This window comes from Butyrivibrio sp. DSM 10294 (genome assembly GCF_028539135.1).
In the GTDB taxonomy this organism is placed as follows: domain Bacteria; phylum Bacillota; class Clostridia; order Lachnospirales; family Lachnospiraceae; genus Butyrivibrio.
Map to the genome: position 1 here is coordinate 422,650 of NZ_JANSWL010000088.1, position 19,646 is coordinate 442,295.

At 43.4% G+C, this 19,646-nt stretch carries 3 protein-coding genes; all 3 read right to left on the reverse strand.

Going from position 1 to position 19,646, the window contains the following annotated elements; all coding sequences use genetic code 11:
* Positions 1–37 precede the first annotated feature (37 nt).
* The 3 genes from NXH67_RS17925 to proB all read right to left on the reverse strand — a co-directional run bounded on the left by NXH67_RS17925 (position 38) and on the right by proB (position 19,605).
* On the reverse strand, positions 38–17,800 hold the full coding sequence (locus tag NXH67_RS17925) for an MBG domain-containing protein (protein WP_272798246.1): 17,763 nt from the start codon (positions 17,798–17,800) through the stop codon (positions 38–40).
* Between the two features lie 299 nt (positions 17,801–18,099).
* Positions 18,100–18,780 (reverse strand): hypothetical protein, encoded by a 681-nt coding sequence (locus tag NXH67_RS17930; RefSeq protein WP_272798247.1) that lies wholly within the window; start codon positions 18,778–18,780, stop codon positions 18,100–18,102.
* A 3-nt stretch (positions 18,781–18,783) separates the two neighbouring features.
* On the reverse strand, positions 18,784–19,605 hold the full coding sequence (gene proB / locus NXH67_RS17935; protein WP_272798248.1) for a glutamate 5-kinase: 822 nt from the start codon (positions 19,603–19,605) through the stop codon (positions 18,784–18,786).
* Positions 19,606–19,646: the final 41 nt, after the last annotated feature.

A 19,646-nucleotide genomic window follows, 5' to 3' on the forward strand; every position in this document is an offset into this window, starting at 1 on the left:
ATAATTCATGTATTCATTTTCGACAACGCGTTATCACTTAGCCAAAGATTACCTTGAACAGATTCATCCTCATTGTGGTAATCCTGAACCTTACAGTCTTACTTCCGATGGTCTCTGTTCCATTTCCGGTTACCATGATCGTGGCGTTACCCTTATTGATGTTGTTGATGTAGCTTACAGTGTAGAGTGAAGGATCCACATCTGTCCATTTCTTATTTATCTTGACCATTACGCGGATCTCAGGCTCGATTGCATAGCCGGTGTACTCCTTTTTACCAACCTTTACATTCTTACCCTTCTTGTTCTTTTCCTTAGCTACTATCTTAGCCTTGCTAAAGTCGATTACTTCCGTCTTCTTCCTTATTACCGTGTAAGTACCGGATGCCTTCGTGTCTGAATAGTTGCCTCTTCCGGTAACTACGATCGTTACGACCTTATCGTTTTCTTCAGTTCCAAGGGTAAGCTTTTCATTAGAGCCAAGTTCCCTGTCACCAACGTAATACCTGAAGGTGTAATCCGATTTCTTAAGCTGCACTCCGTCAATTGATACATAAGGAGCAGATCTGTACTTGCCGGGCTTCTTGTAAATAAGGTCTTTGGCTTCAACCCTGGCCCCTTCTATCGATGCCCGAGAAATCTCATAGGTAACGGTAAGTCCCGCATGTCCCTTATAGTTGTTAATAAAGGTAATTCTGCATCTTCCGTTTCCTACCTTCTTGTTGTTAGAATATTTCAGCTTATAATCTTTTCCTTCTACCAGTTCATAGGTCTCTGTGGAGTCAGATGCATCTGTTCTGTTTACCTTGACGCTGATAGCCGGAACAGCGCCTCTTACATTGTAGTATACAACCGCGTCAGGATTGGAAAGTCCGGCAACAGCTTCGGATTCCCTGTCAGGTTTGATTGTGAATGTTTTAACCACACTGCCTTTATAGTTGCCGATACCGGTTACCATAACCTTGGCTTTACCTGCATCGATGTTCTTGCTGTAGCTTACAATGAAGTCCTTACCCTGCTCAAGTATCTCCTTGGAAGAACCTGCGGTAACGGTCAGCTCGCCAGGTTCCTCAGCACTTGTTATCTTAAGTTCCTGAGGTTTGCCATTAAATACATGGGCCTTGGCATTAAGCTTAACCTTAATGTTGGCTTCCTTCACTGTCTGCATAGTAACAACTTTGACAGGTATATCACTGATGCTGCCGGTAAAGTTGCCTCTTCCGGTAATGGTTATGGATGTGTCTTCCCTTATGGCAAGCTTGTTGCTAAGGGTGTAATCCTTGCTCTTAAGCTTATATCCGCTATAAACGATTGTCGGAACAAGCTTCTTGCCTGACTTAACGTTCATCTCATCAGGGTGTACCAAAAGTCCTCTCTCCTTAGCTTCTCCAAGATCAGCAGGAAGGATATGAAGTTCAAGCACTTTCTTTGACTTATAATATCCCTTACCGGTGACTCGGATAGTGGCAGGCTTCTTCTTACTGATGTTCCTGTTGTTACTGTAGCTTACGGTATAATCTATGCCTTCTCTGAGGACGCCATCAGCCTTGCTGGTTGCTCTGATAAGCGGCTTGATGGGCTGAGAAGTATAAACTATCTCGTATCTGCCTAGTTCTTCGTTGTAGTGAACACCGTCGTAAGGATTGTCGAAGAGTTCTGCGAAGTAGATACCGAAGTCTTCGTTTTCTTCATCTTCGTTCTTCTCCCAGCCTGCATAAAGGGTGATGTCCTCTTCTACAGCTGTATCAAAGTCGTAGAGGTTCAGACACTGAGGTTCCAAGTACCAGTCGATAAACTTATATCCCTTAGAAGTAGGATCAGGTGAAGGTCTGGTAGCCTTCTGGCCCTTTACTATAGCCTGGGTGGCAGGTGCAATACCTTCTTTGCCATTTAGATCAAAGATCACCTTGATCGCATCCTTTAGAATAACATTGGCGCTTATGATGACACCACCTCCGGAAGGATGTGTAAAGCTATAGGTTCCGTCTTCATTCTTGATAACTGTTATAGGGTTGCCGTCCGTATCGGTTACTGTTATATTCTCAACCTCATAGCCTTCATCAGCTTCAACGGTTATTATTACTGTCTCGTTGGCAGCAGGTGCAGTCGGAGCTATGGTAATCTTGCCATGTTCAGGCTGATTTATTACAGGAGGTACGATGGGCTTAGGCGCTTCACCGCCTCCGCCACCGCCGCCACCGCCTCCGCCGGAGTCACCACCGCCTTCGGTCTTGTCATAGCCGATAGCATAGGTTGAATACTTGCTGGCATATATAAATATATACTTAAGGAGAGTATCAACATAGTAACGGCCATCTTCAAAATCAGCTTTCAAGGGCTTGGAATCGCATTTAACAAAAGCTTCAGGGGATGCTCCATGCTTACGATATACAACTATCCCTGCTTTCTGCGTATCAAACGGAACAGCAATTTCAAGAACTGTAGTGTTTTCATTTCCAATTTTTTTAGGTTCTCCCGGTTCAACTGTTCCATTAGGCTCAATTCTGCTGATTGTTCTAAACAGAGAAATATCAAGGAATGTATCTATTACCTTGTCATCTGTCGCCAGAGCCTTGATATCATTTGCATCTGAACCTGTAACATCCTCTTCCGCTTTCTTTTCTACATCCAGCTTAATCTCTACATCCTTTTTACCAAGGGCAACTTCCAACTTTTGTTCAGGGGTGATAATATCGGCAAGGCCATCTACTGCCACAGGAGGTGTATCGTTCCCCATGACATTTACTATACTTGCCATTGACCCCTTGGTCTGAGGAATATGGAAATCTATGCTGGCTGTTTCGTTAACCGACACAGCAATCATTCTTGTCTCTGTGAATTCTCCGTCAAGAGTACGAACGACTACGTTATACCAACCATCCTCCAGGTCACTAAAAGGCTCAATATTAGCCGGTTGTCCAACTATTGTTGTTCCCGTCTTGGATGCAATCGCATTACTGCCCTTTTCAATGGTAACCAGAACAACAGTCGATTCATCCGAGTCGGTAGTAATATTTACCTCAATGGTTCCTGTGCCTGGGACGGAAGGTGTTGTGGTCGTCGAAGGTACATGGAAGTACATTTCTTTGCCGCTTTGTTCACTTTTATTTTTCGCTGTTGCAAATGCATAGAACTTATAATCCGTATCCGGAGATACAGTAAGGTTGTAGCTTATCGTACCATCGCCATTATTCACAGCAGACACCCTGGTTTCAGATTTATCAGTAAGTTTCTTATAAGAAAAACCGGTTGTGGCAGTATCGACAATAGGCCAAGGTGATACAAAGCCGTTTAGAGTTACCTGCGTTGAACTTAAATTCGTCACCTGAGTTGTTTTAACCGTAATATCACTGGCCATGGTATCTTTAGTTTTTGAGACAACTTTCAATTGTCCCGGGTGATAGCGAATACTATATTTATCGGATGGAAGTCCTGAAAGGATAATCGCGTCATTATAAGTACCTGCTGTCGATGTGCCTGTAGTATAAGCAACAGTTGGCAACCTCTCCCCAAATATACCAGACCTTGTATCACTGCCCTTAAATCCGTCATAAACCACTTCTGTTCTTACATATTCATCTTTTAAGTCAGACAGTGAATCACCGACCTTTACAACCAAATCTCTTGCATAAACATCAAGTGTTGCAAAGCTTATACTAAAACTAATCTCTTTTGGCTGAGCAACATAATTCCTGTTTGTATTAGGAATGGTTAGGATTACTTTATAACTTCCGGGCTCTGTAGGCGCAGCTTGTAAAACTGTGCCGTCGCTCTTTTGGTAAGTCACAATTAATTCAGATTCTGTAATCTCACCACCTGCTGCGCTGGCAGTTGAAAATCCCTTGATGGGCTCTCCTGTATACTCAGTCGAAACAACATTTCCTGTAACTTCAATTGTTGTAGTGCGCCTTGTTGGCCATACTGTAAGGGTTCCCGATTGATAGTGAATATTGTAGTTTACTGAACTCAGTCCCTTAGGCGTAATTGTATAACTTCCGGCAGGATCTCCTTTCTTGTACGAATATGTATAGGACAGCTTACCTCCTATATTTACATCTGTTTCACCATTCTCAAATCCTGCATAGGTTACTCCGTTATTTGTGGGATCCTCATTGTAGTAAATATCTGCATCTTTAGCGGTTACCGTTATTGTCCTCTTTACAATAGTAACCGTGGAGGAGCCTGCAGCAACAACCTCATCGCCCTTGATTATGTAGTAATAGATAGTTGTTGATCCTACATCTCTTCTCTCAGGACTTGTCTCATATCCGCTGCTCTGTACGTCCGAGACTGAAGGATTATTAAGAGGTATGGTGGTATAGTATACAGTTGGTGTAATTCCTTCCTGAACATCAGTTATCTTAACCTCTATACCATGATGTTTGCCGTCATATTCATAGGATCCGCCGCCTTCTACCTTGACGTTGAATCCAAGATCTGCGGTAAGAAGGTGATATGTTCCGTTCTTGGTAATTGCTTTGTAGTTGGAGGTAGTGTCTACCGAAACATTGATCGGATAGCTGCCTACATTGTCATTTCCTGTAAGGGCATTTTCACCATTCTTTGCATTTATGCTTACGTTGAATCTGTCTCCTGCAATAGGCTGCCTGCTCAGTGAATAAGTGAGCCTGTTAAGAGACGTTCCCTTAGTACTGAACTGGTCGTCAGCAGTTACTGTTATTTCCATCGGATAAATGGTAAACGGAACAGGCTTGCTGGCAAGTTCAGGATAGTTATCTGTTCCCTCAACTATTGCCTTAACATAGTATTTTCCTGCATTTGTAGGCGGAGTCTTTGTAAACGGTCCATTTGCGCTTTCACTGAAAAAGTATTCAGGTGTTCCAAAATCAGGCTGTGATATCGGTGTATGAGGTTCATCGCCATAGTACCAGCTGGGAACAGTGGGCTCTGACTTAAAGCTGTTGACACCGGTGTTAATAGTCCAGTCATGAACTGTAGTGTCAGCGTTTCCGTTGATCATGTAGCTTCCGGCCTTATCGCCTGAAAGTGTCAGAGCCCTAGCTCTATAAGAGTCAACATCAACTTTGGTGTTGTTCTCATATGTAGCAACAACCACGTTATCAGTGCTCTCTAAGTTGGTTACCTTAGCTGTTACACTCTTTTCTGTTGAATCATAGGTGAAGCTGTCCTTATTCCACCTGAGAGTAACCTCCTTGGGCTCTACTGTAAGTACTCCGTCTACAGGAGTGAAGGTATAGTTCTGTGTAGCTGTAACAGATGGAGTGATCGTATAACTATGGCCGGCATCTGTTGCTGCACCATACTGATTATAGCTGTAAGAATATGTAGGACTCAGGCTCTCACTAACTGCTGTATCACTTCCTTCGAAGCCGCTGTAACGAACATCGTCTGCGCCTGTTTCAGGAGCTTCACCATAAGTAATGGTCTTAGGCATAGCAGTCACTGTAACTTCCTTCTGTGTTATTGTAATGGTCTTAGATCCTGCTACTGAAGGATAATTGTCTGCGGTGATGTAGTAATAAACCGTTGCTGTGCCAACATTAGTCAGAACAGGAGATACACTGTAGCCACTGCCATAATTGGTGGCGGTGAGTTCGCTGTTGCCATAATATACTTCGCTATTTACTGCTTCCGGAGCCGGTGTAACTGTGATTCCATGAGGCAGGCCATCGTAAATTCCATTGTAGTCAGCAGCCGAATATGGCAATGTCTCACCTGTATTCGTGATGGTATAGATGCCGTTATAGGAGGTCACCTCATAATTCTCTGCTCCTATCGCTCCGATGCCGCCTGTAGCGATCCTTATAGGATATATTCCTGCAGCAGAGCGGTTGGTTGCGGTTGTAGTAACACTTACTCCCAGATTGTCACCGGGCACAAGACTTCCTGTCATGACATAGGAATCTGTTCCGGTCAGATCGACGATCTCAGCGCCATAGGCTCCGGTCTGATCCTTAGCAGTAAGAACAATCTGTCTCTTAGCAATGGTGAACTGTACACTACTTGTGACAGTACTGTAGTCAGAAGTTCCTGCGACAGTTGCCACTACCCAGTAGGTTCCTGCCTTGACAGGTACCCCACCCTCTGATAAAGCGCCGCTGTTTCCACTACTTGTCTTATCCGAGGAAATCTCACCGTTATTATCAAGATAATAGGTATAAGTTATACCCTCTGTACCATATTTGGCTTCAGCAACAGGGATGTTGGCATCATCGCCATAGGTCCAGCCGTTAAGAGAAACCTGCCTGGTAAAGCTGTTGTTATCATCAGCATTTATATTCCATACATGGCTGATATATGTACCGTTTTCCAAGGTGTAATTGTTTCTGTCAACGCCTTTAAGGGCTGTTGCAACAGCTGTATAGTTGCCGGCTGCTGTATTAACGTTATCGGTATAGCTTGAAACTTCTACATCGTCTTCGCCAAAGACATTACTAATTACGGCAGTAACCACCTTGGAGGTTCCGTCGTAGGTAAATATGTTCATGCTCCAGGACAGTGAAACAGATCTTGGATAAACCGTAAATGTAGCAGGCCTGTAATTTGTATCACCTGAAGGTTTATGGGTAATAGTATATGTTCCCGCAGGAGACCCCTGTTTGTAATTTGTCGTATAGTTGGTATCATTAAATCCCTCCGGCATTGGATCACCATAATACACTGCCGGCATACCGCTTATGTCTGTGTTTGTTGTGGTTGTGCTTCGGGTATATTCTATTGTTACAGGATCCAGTCCGTCATAATTATCCGTTCCGGGAACATATACCTGCATAGTATATTTATTATTGACAGAGTCATAACTTATTGCTGTTTTAACCGCTACTTCACCATACTTGGCAATACCAATATAGTTGAGTGAATCAGCCTCATCCGGGAAACCATTGCCTGTTGCATAGAGAAGTTCCGCAGTTACAATCCAGGCATTATCAGTAGCCTTGACTATTGACCAGGATTTTGTCCTGGCATCATTGTCAAGGTCCAGCGTATAATTGGACGCCTTTTCTCCAGTTATTCCCGTAATCTTGGCAGTATAATCACCAACATCTACAGCGCTGGTTTTGTAGAACAAGGATTCTATAAGCCCGGTCTCATATGTAGCTGAGACATAATTTCTGTCACAGGTCTCAATTCCGTTCAGTGTTGCTTTAATACCCTGCTCTTTTCCCGTATAACTTAATGATGTAGTCTCAGGCCATGTTACTGTAGTGATTTCCTTGGGATTAACAGTAAGTCTGCCGGAAATATATTCCACATCGTAATTGGACGAGCTAAGTCCCTGACCTATTATGCTATAGACATTATCTTCGGAGCTCACATCACCATATCTTACATAATCAGTACTGTAACTTATCATGCTGCTTCCGAATATAGTATCTGCGCTGTCTCCGGTCTTAAGTCCTGACACATTAAGGCTTGAAGCAGGATGTTCAGATACCATGCTGTTCATAACATCAGCCGGATCTTCACCATATGTCAGAGTGGCATCAGGTACCGTAACCGTTGCGGTTGCCTTATTGAGCTTCACCTTAACTAAGCCATATGCAGAATTATAGTTTTCACATACAGCGGAATAGTAAACAATGTGTGTTCCGGCATCGCGAATCTCAGGGAAGTTCCTCATATCTTCAGTAAGAACGGTAGAGCCGTCTATAACCGCATTACTGTAATAAATTGTTGCAGAGTCCGAAAGCCTTACAGTCTTGGCCGATACAGATGCTGCATGCGCCCTTCCATCGTAAATTCCCTCATAGTTCTCTGTAACCATAGTAAGGTCAGCTGCTCTTACAGTATAAACAGCATCTATTACAGTGATATTGTAGTTCTCATTTTCTCTGAAGCTGACTGTAATAGGATAAGTTCCGACACTATAGCCTTTCTTGGCTGTGGTTGCAGCCTTTGGTCTAAGGGCAGTCAGATCATCCTCCGTAAGTTCAGGAGTCGCAACATAGCTAAGTTCTGAAATAGCATTTCCATATATACTCTCAGCTGCAATCGCATTGATCTGTACCGATTTTTGACCAATGGTGAAGGTCTTGGTAAAGGTTCCTGTCAGATTCCGCTTACCGGTTATGATTACAGTGGCAGTTCCCTTTTCAATATTGTTGGAATATGTTACTTCATAATCATCTTCGGTAATAATACTGCTTGCTTCACCAAAAGGTTTCCAATTTGCTATTACAGCGGGTGTCCTCGGTGTACCATCATATGTGTAAGATGTCTGGGACAGTGTAAATATGCTGTCAAAAGAATCTTCACCCGTGAGATTGCAGGCATCTACATAGAGGTCTGAAGGCAGATATGTCACATTCTCATTAGAGTCAGAATAAGTAGCCTTTGTAACTACTTTGTTATAAGGCCCGCCAACTGCATAATATCTTGTAACGATCTGTCCATCAACAAATGTATATTCCTTCCACTCGGAGCTACCGAAAGTAACATGCTTATTTTCAAGCTGTACTTCTCTTGAGCGCTTAGTAATAGTCACGTTGGAAGATCCTGATAAAGGACTGTAATTATCGGCAATGATATAGTAGTGAACCTTATAAGTTCCGACATCTGTAAAGGTCGGACTTGTAGCTGTTCCCGTTCCGTAATTACCGGCATTAAGCTCTTCTGTACTGTAATAGATTGTAAGGCCTGATATACTACTGTCTGACTGGTCATTTATGCCTGTGACAGTAACTGCACCTAGGCCATGTCCATTTCTGTCATATACGTGGCTACTACCCGCTGCGTCAACGGATGCACTCATTCCATTGCTTCTTGTTATGCTATAAGCGCCATTAACAGTCTCAGCAGAAATATTTGGGTTAGTTGTTGTTATAGAAGGTATTATCGTATATTTGCCAACATTACTTGATGATGTAGCATCAGTCGAAGCGGTGATGCCAAGACCAGTCTTCTCCGTCTCGGACACTGCACCATGAGCTACCATGTATGTATAAGTGAGTGGTACAAGCTCTGCGCCATAAATGCTGGATTTATCAACAGCTGTTACCTTTACAACAGCAGGGCTGATTGTAAAGCTGATCATCTCCGATACAGTTCCGTCATAATCAGATGTTCCATCCACCTTTGCTCTTACCTTGTAGGTGCCTGCAGCACTTGGAACTTCCTCTGACCATCTCTTGAATATGTTATCGGTTAGATTATTGGCAGAAGCATATTCAAAGTAAACCTCGCCGAAGGTAGATGTTGCCACCGGCGAAGGCGCTACATCCCCATAATACCAGGTTGATGATGTAAGAGTAGGCGCACTGACTGTATTTGTTGCTTTTGCAATCGACCAGTCAAGAACTGCGTCTGAATTCTCGGAAGCAAGCTTATATTGATCGGAGTCGGTACCAAAGAATCCGGTAACTTTAGCAGTATATCTTCCGACATTAGTTGCAGTATTGGTGAATTCCTGAGTTAATGCATATACAGGTGTTAATCCTGTTACTGCTACATGGACGCTATTTTCACCAAGTTTATAGAAAGTAGCTGTTACTCCCTGCTGCGATCCATTATAGATAAGAGAACCATCCGACCACTGAACATAAAGGGGAGTCTTATCTCCATCTCCGGATGCTTCACCTACTACAGAAACTGTAAAACTATGGGTTCTGGTACTCTCATCGTCCAAAAGCACATAGTTTGCTGCTTTTTCACCCGCAAGACCATTTGCAGTTGCTGTATATTCGCCTGCCTCGGTTGCTGTGTTACCTGAATATGATCCAACAGAGATAACATCATCATTAACAGTCTCCACAACCGTAGCTGTAATACCTGCCGTCTCGCCGGATTTAATCGTCACAGCATTCGCCGACCAGGTAAGGGTTACAGGCTTAGGGTCAACCTTCAATGTTCCCGGCAGACAGGTATATGTATAGTTAGCGGTGTCTATTGCTGTAGGTATTATCGAGTAACAGCCCACATTGCCATATTGATCATATGTGTATGTATAAGTCACTGTGGGACTATCTGCGTGACCATCTACAAATCCATCTGTCGTATATCCATCATTCTCCGGTGCATCTCCGTATTTGATAGTCTTTTGTTTAGCGGTTAAAGTCACCGGTTTCTTGGAAATAGTAACTGTAGCTGATCCTGTAACGGCGCCATCCACATTGGCTGAAGTAACCTTATAGTAGGTAGTATAAGTGCCTGCATTTGCATAGACAGGTTTATCAGCGGAATATGCGCCGTTTTCTGCATCCGAATATGTAATAGTTAACTCTTCGTTCTCCAGCACAGATCCCGGTGTAACGGTAATACCGTGTGCTGCTCCGTCATATATTCCTGAATAGCCATAAGCCGTGGCCCAGATCATATTGTTGCCAACAGGGGCCTTTGTTACGGTGTAGGTACCCGGCTGTGTTGTTATATTATAGTTATCGCTTGGTGTATAGCTTATCCTGATCTTATCGGTATAGGTTCCTACCGAATATCCCTTTTGAACCTCTGTAGATACGCGGATATCAAGGGATGCCAGGTCATCATTGTGTATGCTTCCGTTTGTTACTTCATAAGACAGTTCTGCAATATCTGCTCCGTACGCGCTTGTGGCATCTTTTGCCTTGATGGTTACAGGAGCTTTGGTTATTTCAAAGGTCTTGGTTATTGTTCCGCTGTAGTTCACATCATCGCGATAAACAATGTTGCCCTCGTGATCTCTTGCTATTACTTCGTTGCCGTCCTGATCAAGCTCTGTTTCAGGAACTTCCGCAGTAATAGTAACTGTAGCTATGCCCACATTTTTATTATCAGTATAAGTTACTGAATAATCATTTTCAGAAATGAGATTAACAGATACGCCATTTATTGAATCAGTATCAGTTGCAGTAATTGCCGGTGTCTGTTCTGTTCCGTCATATTGAACAGAGGCTGCAAGCGAGAACATATCAGCAGTCAGAGGTTTTCTGCCTATATTAACATAGATCGGATCCAGATCATCCAGGATGTAGTTAGCTGCATCGCTCCCCACAAGGTCAATTGTATGCATATTTACAGCCTTGTGCGCCCTTGCTGTAGGTGAATACATTTCAGCAGTATCTGATGCTGTAAGATTAACATCATCACCTACTACCAGACCTTCAAGAACTACATCTTCCTTAATAAGCTGAACGATGATGGTTCCATCATATATACGATCTCTGGCTCTAAGTCCGGTTACAGTAATATTTCTCTTATGAATTGTAAAAGCAATATCTGTAAGCTTTGTTCCGGTTGTGCTCTCTCCTTCAGAAGGCATCTCATCAGGATAATCCTCTACCGTCATCTGTGTGAGTGTTCCTGAATAGTCGCCCTTACCGGTAACGGTAATCTTAATTTTTCCTGCATTCCTTGTACTGCTACTATCATTGGAAGAATCGTTATCTCCCAGATCATTTGAGAAGCTAAGTTCATAGTCAACTCCCTGAACAAGCTCTGTCGTTCCGCGAAGTACGCGTACTGTAGGAGTCTGACTATAGCCATTATAGGTAAAGTCTGTCTGCGACAATTCAACATTGAAATCGCCTGTGTTAAAAGGCGTAGGAACCCAGACCGCCTTGATGGTGGTCTGATCTGTATTATTTATGGTAAAGGTTGAACCGGGAGCCCTTGCACCGCTGCCATTTATACTCCATCCCGCAAAGGTCTTACCACCGTTTGAAAGATTCTCACCCGATTTTAAAGTTACTGTGCTTCCGCTTCTGTATATAGTAGAATCCGTAGGAAGCAGGCCTTCCTCAGGTGATGAAGGCATAGTCGTGCCATTTGAATATACATAAGATAGTTTATAGTAGTAAAAAGAATTATCACTTCCGGCTGCTACCGAAGTTTCCAGTACCGTGCTATCCAGCTTAAGAGCAGCTGAAGAAGAATTATAAGTCACAATGCTGTAGACACCGGTACTGTTTTTGTTCATCCTGGTATTTCCAAAATAAAGATCACCAAGATCCGCCGGTTCTCCGTTTAAACTGGTATGAACTGTTGTTGTATAGCGGCTAAAGGTAATGTTTTTGGTCGGATTTGGTGCATCATCAGTAAAGCTGATGTTATAGGAATCATCAAGCTTCTCTCCGTTAATAAAAACATTGTAAGTTCTGCCTGTAGGCAATAAGGTATTATCGAAGACAACAGGGCTGCCATCTCCGGGTTTTCTCGTTAAGAAGATTGTTTCCAGTCCATCGGTAGAGCGAAGCTCCACAGTCTCAAGCTCATCGGCTGTAAGTCCTGCCGGGGTAACATTAACGGTTATTGTTCCGTACTTAATGTCACAGATTTCGCCATAGGCAACTGTCGCCTCCGCATCTTTACCGTCTACGTAAATAGGATAACTTGTAGTGAGAGATTCATCCTTAAGTCTTATTGCAGAAAAAGTATACCAATCCACTGAATTGGCTGTTTCAACGCCCTCTTCCATAAGAATTGGAGCATCGTCACCTATAAGAGTTACAGCAGAAGGATGCTTGCCGCTTACACGGACTTTGATGGTCTCATATTTCACAACTGCAGAGTTGTTTGCTGAAACCGTCACTCCCGGTATTACCTGTCCATTGACTGTAATAGGGAGAGCTCCGGATACACTGTCGCTGGCTTTTCTTACTTTGGTATAAACATAAGTCTTATCTGCACCGGGAGCTACAATATTATTGCCAATCTTTATAGTTCCGACACTTTGGCGCTGACCATCTACCTCTACTGTGACAGTATAGGTGTCATAAGCCATTGGCTCATGAATAGTCATAGATACAGTATCATCATCCATGATTCCTGCCATGGTATCGGTAATTGCAGTAAATACCAAATCACCTGCCATTCCTTCTGGAATTGTGAAGGACTGTCCAACGGGATAAAGTTTATCTGTACCTTTAACTAAATCTATTGATTTAACTGAATCATAAACACCAAAACGTGTCAGCTGCCAGCCTTTAAAGTTTACCTTTCTGTCATTATTTGAATATTCTGGTAAATTGAATGTCTTAGGTGTTCCAAGGGTATAAGAACCTTCAGTTATATGATTACCGGAGCCTACATTATATGTGATTGAATAATTGACTGATCCGGTATAAGTTTGTTCATTCTTACTTCCGCCGGTAGTACCACTAGAACCTCCATTACCTCCGTTTCCTGCCTTTCCTTTATGACTGTCATTATTTTCTCTTACCCATCCATTAGCACCGGTTCCTCCGTTACCAGGGCTTCCACCATTTCCTCCATTACCGGAAACTTCGCCTTTACCATCGTTGTTGTGATAATCAATATACTCACTTGTTGATCCGTATCCTCCGTAGCCGCCATTTCCGCCATAGCCACCTCCGCCTCCGCCGGCTCCGATACCATATTTACTCCATATATATCCGGCGGAGGCACCGCCACCGCCGCCTCCGCCACCGGCTCCGCCGGCTCCGATAGCATTTCCTTTGCGGCCACCACCACCGCCGCCTCCGCCGGCGCTTCCGGAGGCACCTCTCGAATCATCTCCTTGCTTACCAAATTGACTCATTGTTCCAGCAGAACCACTGCCACCTCCACTACCGGCATCTCCGGCTTGAATAGATTTGGTCAGGGACGTTGATATATAAACATTTCCCATGGATAAGGATGTATCATTTCCTGCAGATCCAACGGATCCCCCGTTTCCGTTCCCACAATCATCTTTATCAATACTCCATGCAGAACCACCACTTCCTCCTGCTCCACCTGAAGCGCCTCCAGAACCAATTCCTGCACCTGAACCTCCGCCTCCATATCCACCTGAACCTCCAGCTTTTAAGGAAACATTGTCACTACTTGAACTATAAGTAGCACTGGCTCCATTATTTCCTTTTCCCCCATTTCCACCTCTTCCACCTTTAATAGTGGCAGTTCCATTACCTAGCAGATAAAGATTTGACCCACTGGGAAGATAGATTCCCGGTCCACCTCCTGTTTGACCCGAACCTGCACCACCTGTGACTGTCAATGTCTTATTTGTAGGTATATAGATATAAACATCGCCACTAACAGATAATCCTGCATTTCCTGTTGATCCAGTCCTAGTAAATCCAACTGCATCGTTCACAACATATGTGCCAGTTCTCAATGAAGAACCGCTTAATACATATACTCCTTCTGCTACAGAAGTAGACTTCGTTGTGCCTTCTGTATATGTACCGTCCCTATCTAAAGCCTTTACCGTAAGTGTATGTTCTACATTAGTCTTTGGCTTTATAAGCACATAATTTCTCAAAAAATCCTGAGCCTCTGCCATCGAGATTGGAGTTGCAAACTCAAGTTTTTTAGACATGGCACCATCTTTTGCGACGGGACTAAGTGATGAACCCGGAAGTATATTTATTTCTTCAATATTCGTTCCGTTTATAAACAGGTATTTTATAGATTCTACGCCGGGATCGAACCCACTTATGGTGAGGTTGGACATCTTGTAATAGATACCGCTGTTGCCATTTACTGAACCATCAGAATTTGTCCTTACCACATCATTGATTGCTATCGTCGGATAGGAATACTGGGCATAGAGATTCACATTCGCTATGACAGGAGTGCTATAATCATATTCAGCACCAATTCCTGCCCCGGGAATTATCTTTTCTGTACTCCACCATGCAAAACTCATTCCTGAATATAGTACATTCCCCTTGTATACAGGAACAGTTTCACCATATTTGACAACAATTTCCCTTACTACCTCCCAATCATAGTTGCCGCTGGTTTTATTCTTGATATAGTTATGGAATGATACCTTGTTGTATCCCCTCTCCAACAGCTTATGATCGGAATCGATTGTCAGAGTTTCTACAACCGTTATTCCAGGTATTGTCACATAGTAAATCTTCTCGTCACCACCTGGGTTACCTTCATTGTCAAAATCATTTACCAAGACATGGTTTAGCGCATAGGCAGCAGGACTACTTCCGTAAGGCCCGGTAAACTCATAGTATTCCACACCGTTTGTCATGGAAATTCTGTCGGTGGGAGTAATTCCGTCAAGCTCTATTCTCGCTGAATAGAAGGTGAATGCAGCATCTCTCTTTTCAGTAACTGCCGCCACCTTTGTGTGCATATCGCGTCCATTTATATAAACGTCGTATTCTGTTTCATTTTCTTCAAGCAAACGGATATAATGTGTCGTATTTCTACTTGTAAGAGCTGCTCTGTATTCAGGCGTATGTACAATGGTTCCGTCCGTTACAGATCTTAAGGTCACTACAGCATCCGTCCACGGTGCATCATCCGTAATGCTTATGTTGATATTGTGGTATGTTCTTTCTTCATAATAATCATTCAGCTTATAGTCAGCTCCGATACTCTCGCCTTCAATGAAGATATCGTAGCTTCCTTCATTTGCAAAATTGTCAGACTGGATATACTGAATAAATGCATCTTTTTCTGAATCCCAGAACATGGTATATTTTGTAACACCGCTCTGTCGAAGGGTTATAGTACCGATACTATCCGTATATTCATCATTAAGTTTCAGCTTTGCAGTAACAGTATTGTAGCTTACGGCAACCGCTTTTCTCTGAGAATCGGTGGTCGCATCAAACGTAAGAGTCTTTCCGGTGTTTAATCTGTTAACGTATACATCATAGGTTCCGTTAATTACAGCACTGTTAGAATACGCTCCTCCAAGATCATCAAGGGTATATTTAAGAGCAGAGCCCTGGTACAGTTCTACTCTCTGTCCTGGCCAGAGGCTTCCGTCAAGCTTAAGTGTTACATCCGCCGTATTAAGAACCTGATACATAATGGGATGAAGGGTTATGTCCTCGTCGGTAGGCAGGGCATCGCCCGGCTGATAGGAGGTTCCGCTTCCGTCCGGTCTGGTATTCCATTCCACAAATACGTAACCTGCGCGGTCCGGTGCAGCGGGAGCAGGAACAGTCTGACCTTCAGTGACATATTCAATCTCGTTTGCTTCGATGTTGCCGTTGCCGTTCTTATCGATCATGATCCTCTTTCGAAGAACAACCTTACCGGCCTGACCTGCGCCGAGAAGTATGGATTTGCAGACTGTCTCACCTGCAGGTATGGATATGTTTTTCCATGAAACGGTAAGTGTTGAATCGATTCCGGACTGGTCTTTTTGTAGATTGGTAAAGACATTGCTGGTGTGGCTTGAATAACGACCTGTCCACAACGTCTGGGCATCCTGAACCGTAGGTCCTCCGTAATAGAGCCTGAATTCGTTTGTGCCATCAGTCATTACCACATACTTATCAGCAAAGGGATCTGTTGTACTTTGTCTGGGATATATTGTGAGAGGTGCATAGTCATTGGAACCTATCTGAACGTCAGCGGCGAGACCGATATTGAAGTTATTTACATCAGAATTTCCTTTATTCCAGATATAATAGCTGTATCTTACAAATTTGTCTTCCAGACTGGCGCTTGTAGCAACATAAAGGTCTCCGGAAACCTGTTTGAAAGGATCTCCCGAAGTTACTACTGCAAGGCCTGTGCCTCCGCCAGTGGCATTTGAGGTGTTAAGCTTATAGTAAGCTCTATATCCGTAATTAGCATAAGTTGTCTGAATTTGCGACGTAGTTGTACGACCGCCGCTCTTACTTGACAGGATACCAAAGGAGTTAATGGATCCCGTAGAGCCTGAGTTCTTGTACTCATAGGTCATGTAAGTTCCGGTAGCCGAAGACTTGGTCCTTTTCCACAGGGCATAGTAGTCCTTACCGGCTACAGGAGTTGTTATCTTAGTGCCTGTGCAGGCTTTGTTATCATACCAACCTACGAACTGAAGGGTGGTCTCATCACATGTAGGTGTAGGGAAAGCTGTTACGCTGCGCTTTGATTCGAACTTGAAAGAGAGGTCGTTTTCCTCAGGCTTAGCAGATACTTCCTGCCAATTGGCGATATCTTCTATAACTCCAAGGCCGGTATGAAGTGTAACAACATTTGATGCACCCAGCAGAACGAAAGGCGAGAATGTATCCGCTTCAGCGGTGATCATCTCCTGTTCTACGCTTGTTTCAAGCTTTTCAGCTTTGTCTTTCTTCTCGTCAATGTGGTAAATATCGTATTCATCATTATCAAGGGAGTCAGAATCGGGGTTTGAAAAAGCAACTTTTACAGAACCTTTATCAGTATCAGGCTGAAGCTCATTTCCATCTCTGTCAACGACAGTGATGTCAAAAGCATACATATCACTTCGTATCTCTGACTTAGCTTCAGCATCTTCGCTATTTGAATTATCATCATCTTCACTTTCAGCTTCAGCCAAAGCAGGATCATTCTCATCTTCGGCGGAACTCTCATCTTCTTCGTTTTCTCTATTTGAAGGCTTTACATCCTCTTCCGGTGTTTCTTCACAGATCTGTTCCGGAATTTCTCCGGTTCCATCAGGATCGGATTCCGAAACCTCTTCTTTTTCTTCTGCTTCCTCAACGGTCTCCTGTAATTTCAGCAGCTCTTTTTCATCGAGGATTCTCTTTACGTTTAGCGCTGCATCAGAAGGGAAAACTCCTTCATCTGCAGTTACCGTAATCAGGATGCCATCAATTTCCACACTCTGATTAAAGGCCGAGTCCTCACTAAGAAGGACCGCCTCATCAGGACTGCTCTGAAGTTCAAGACTATCATCGCCCGGGGCGTCATCCATATCCTCATCAATATAGATGTCCTCAAGCTCATCAGCTTCCTCATCGGTTACCGGATCATCGAAGAGCATTGATTCATCTTCCAGGACTTCGATGCCATCCCACTCATCAGTCTCATCCGTAAACTGCGGATCATAGTCCGCCGCCAGAGCTGTGGCAAAATCAGCATTGGTGAAGGCAAGTATCATCGCCAGCAATAGCGCCAGTCTGCGCAGTCTGCTCCTTGTCTTGCTTTCTCTCATTGTTTTGTTTTTCGACCCCTTCATAAGTGTTACTCCTTTCAAATATCCTTATTCAGAAAATCCATAAAAGGAATTGAATTATATTTATGTATAGCAAAACATGGGCATACAGCCCCCTCTATAGCCCCATTCTATCAATGAAACCGTCACCCAATCGGCACTAAATGCCCATTTTAAGCGGTTTTTCGGCTTTTTTAAGAAAAAATTAAGGATGAATACACAATTCCTGTGCATTCATCCTTATTTCATTTATACTTTTTCTATTTGGGTTATTATTTCATTTCAGGTTAATATCTATATCATTGCAGATCTAACCTGTCTATTGTAAAGAGGCATGGTATAACCAGAAAATTGCTTCCTTTAGCCTTTACCCTGTCAAAATGAGACTCCGGACCAGCTTTGATCCATTTATCTATCACAATGGATTCTTCATCCGCATTCCTGATATTTACGTTGTTTCGTGGTTCTTCATAATATGAGAAAAGTATGTTCTCATGTAACGAAATGAAAGCGTACTTATCTCCCTTCAAAAGGCCCTCATGCACTATTTCATCATGATATCTTACGTATGATGGCAATTTGTCCGGAAAAACAAAGGCAACCCTTCCTATGCGATCTTTTCGTGCTGTTGTTCTCTCTTTTTCCCACATATCCAGATCGTCTTCAGGAATATGATGGTAATAAACATTTATCATTGGTGCAAAAAATCTATCACCGTCTTCTTCGGGCCAGGGCTTAAGATATGGCTTTAAGTCGCTCATTATCCTATCTATATCAAGGCAGCTTTTTTCTCCCACCGGGACTATCTCTTCTAGATACAAAAAGCCCATATTTTCATGACGATAAAAAGAGGCATTGCATACAATACCCTTCTCGATCAATTTGGTAAAAGCAGCTTTACACCGGTCAATGATCCCCTCCATAGGGACATCATTGTTCAAAGCCTTAAAACTGCACCTGTACTGGCTCCTTATCAACATACTTCACAGCTCCTGAATATGGTCCTGATTTTCCTTCGCAACGAACAGTGTACCCACTTTTTTCTTCTCTATGATGTCGTATAGCTTCTCTGGGTTCTTGCCATTGGTGATAAGCACATCGATTCCGTGATCTGTGGCAAGCTCTGCGGCCTGTAGCTTGGTGATCATGCCGCCGGTGCCTCTGTTGGAACCGGAGCCGGAAGCTGCGGCCCGAAGTTCATCGGTGATCTCCTCTACCCTGCTGATGAGCTTGGCTTTAGGGTCTTTACTGGGATTACCGTCGTAGAGGCCGTCTATATCTGAGAAGATGATCAGCTTACTTGCGTTGCAGAAAACTGCTACCAGCGCAGAGAGCATATCGTTATCGGAAAAGAGCTTGGTCTCTGACTCGATCTCCGTGTGGCTGACAGAGTCGTTCTCATTAACTATAGGAATAATATGGTTCTCCAAAAGAGCATCAAAGGTATTCTTAAGGTTCTCACTTCTCTCGGGATTGGATAGATCCTCGTTGTCGAGAAGGATCTGGCCCACCATTCTGTTGTACTCTCCAAAGAGCTTGTCATACAGGTGCATCAGCTCTGTCTGTCCCACAGCGGCAGCGGCCTGCTTGAGCTTGATCTCCTTGGGTTTCTGTGGAAGGCGCATCTTGTTAGCTCCCACCGCAATAGCTCCGGAAGATACCAGCACCAGGTCATAGCCCAGATTCTCTACTCCTGAGATTGCTCTGCAGAGATGATCGATCGCTCTTATATCAATATTTCCACTCTCATTGGTGATAGTGGAGGTTCCCACTTTGACAACAATTCTCTTTTTGCTGACGCTCATTTTATCAAACGCTCACTTTCTCACTTTAATCTAATAAACTA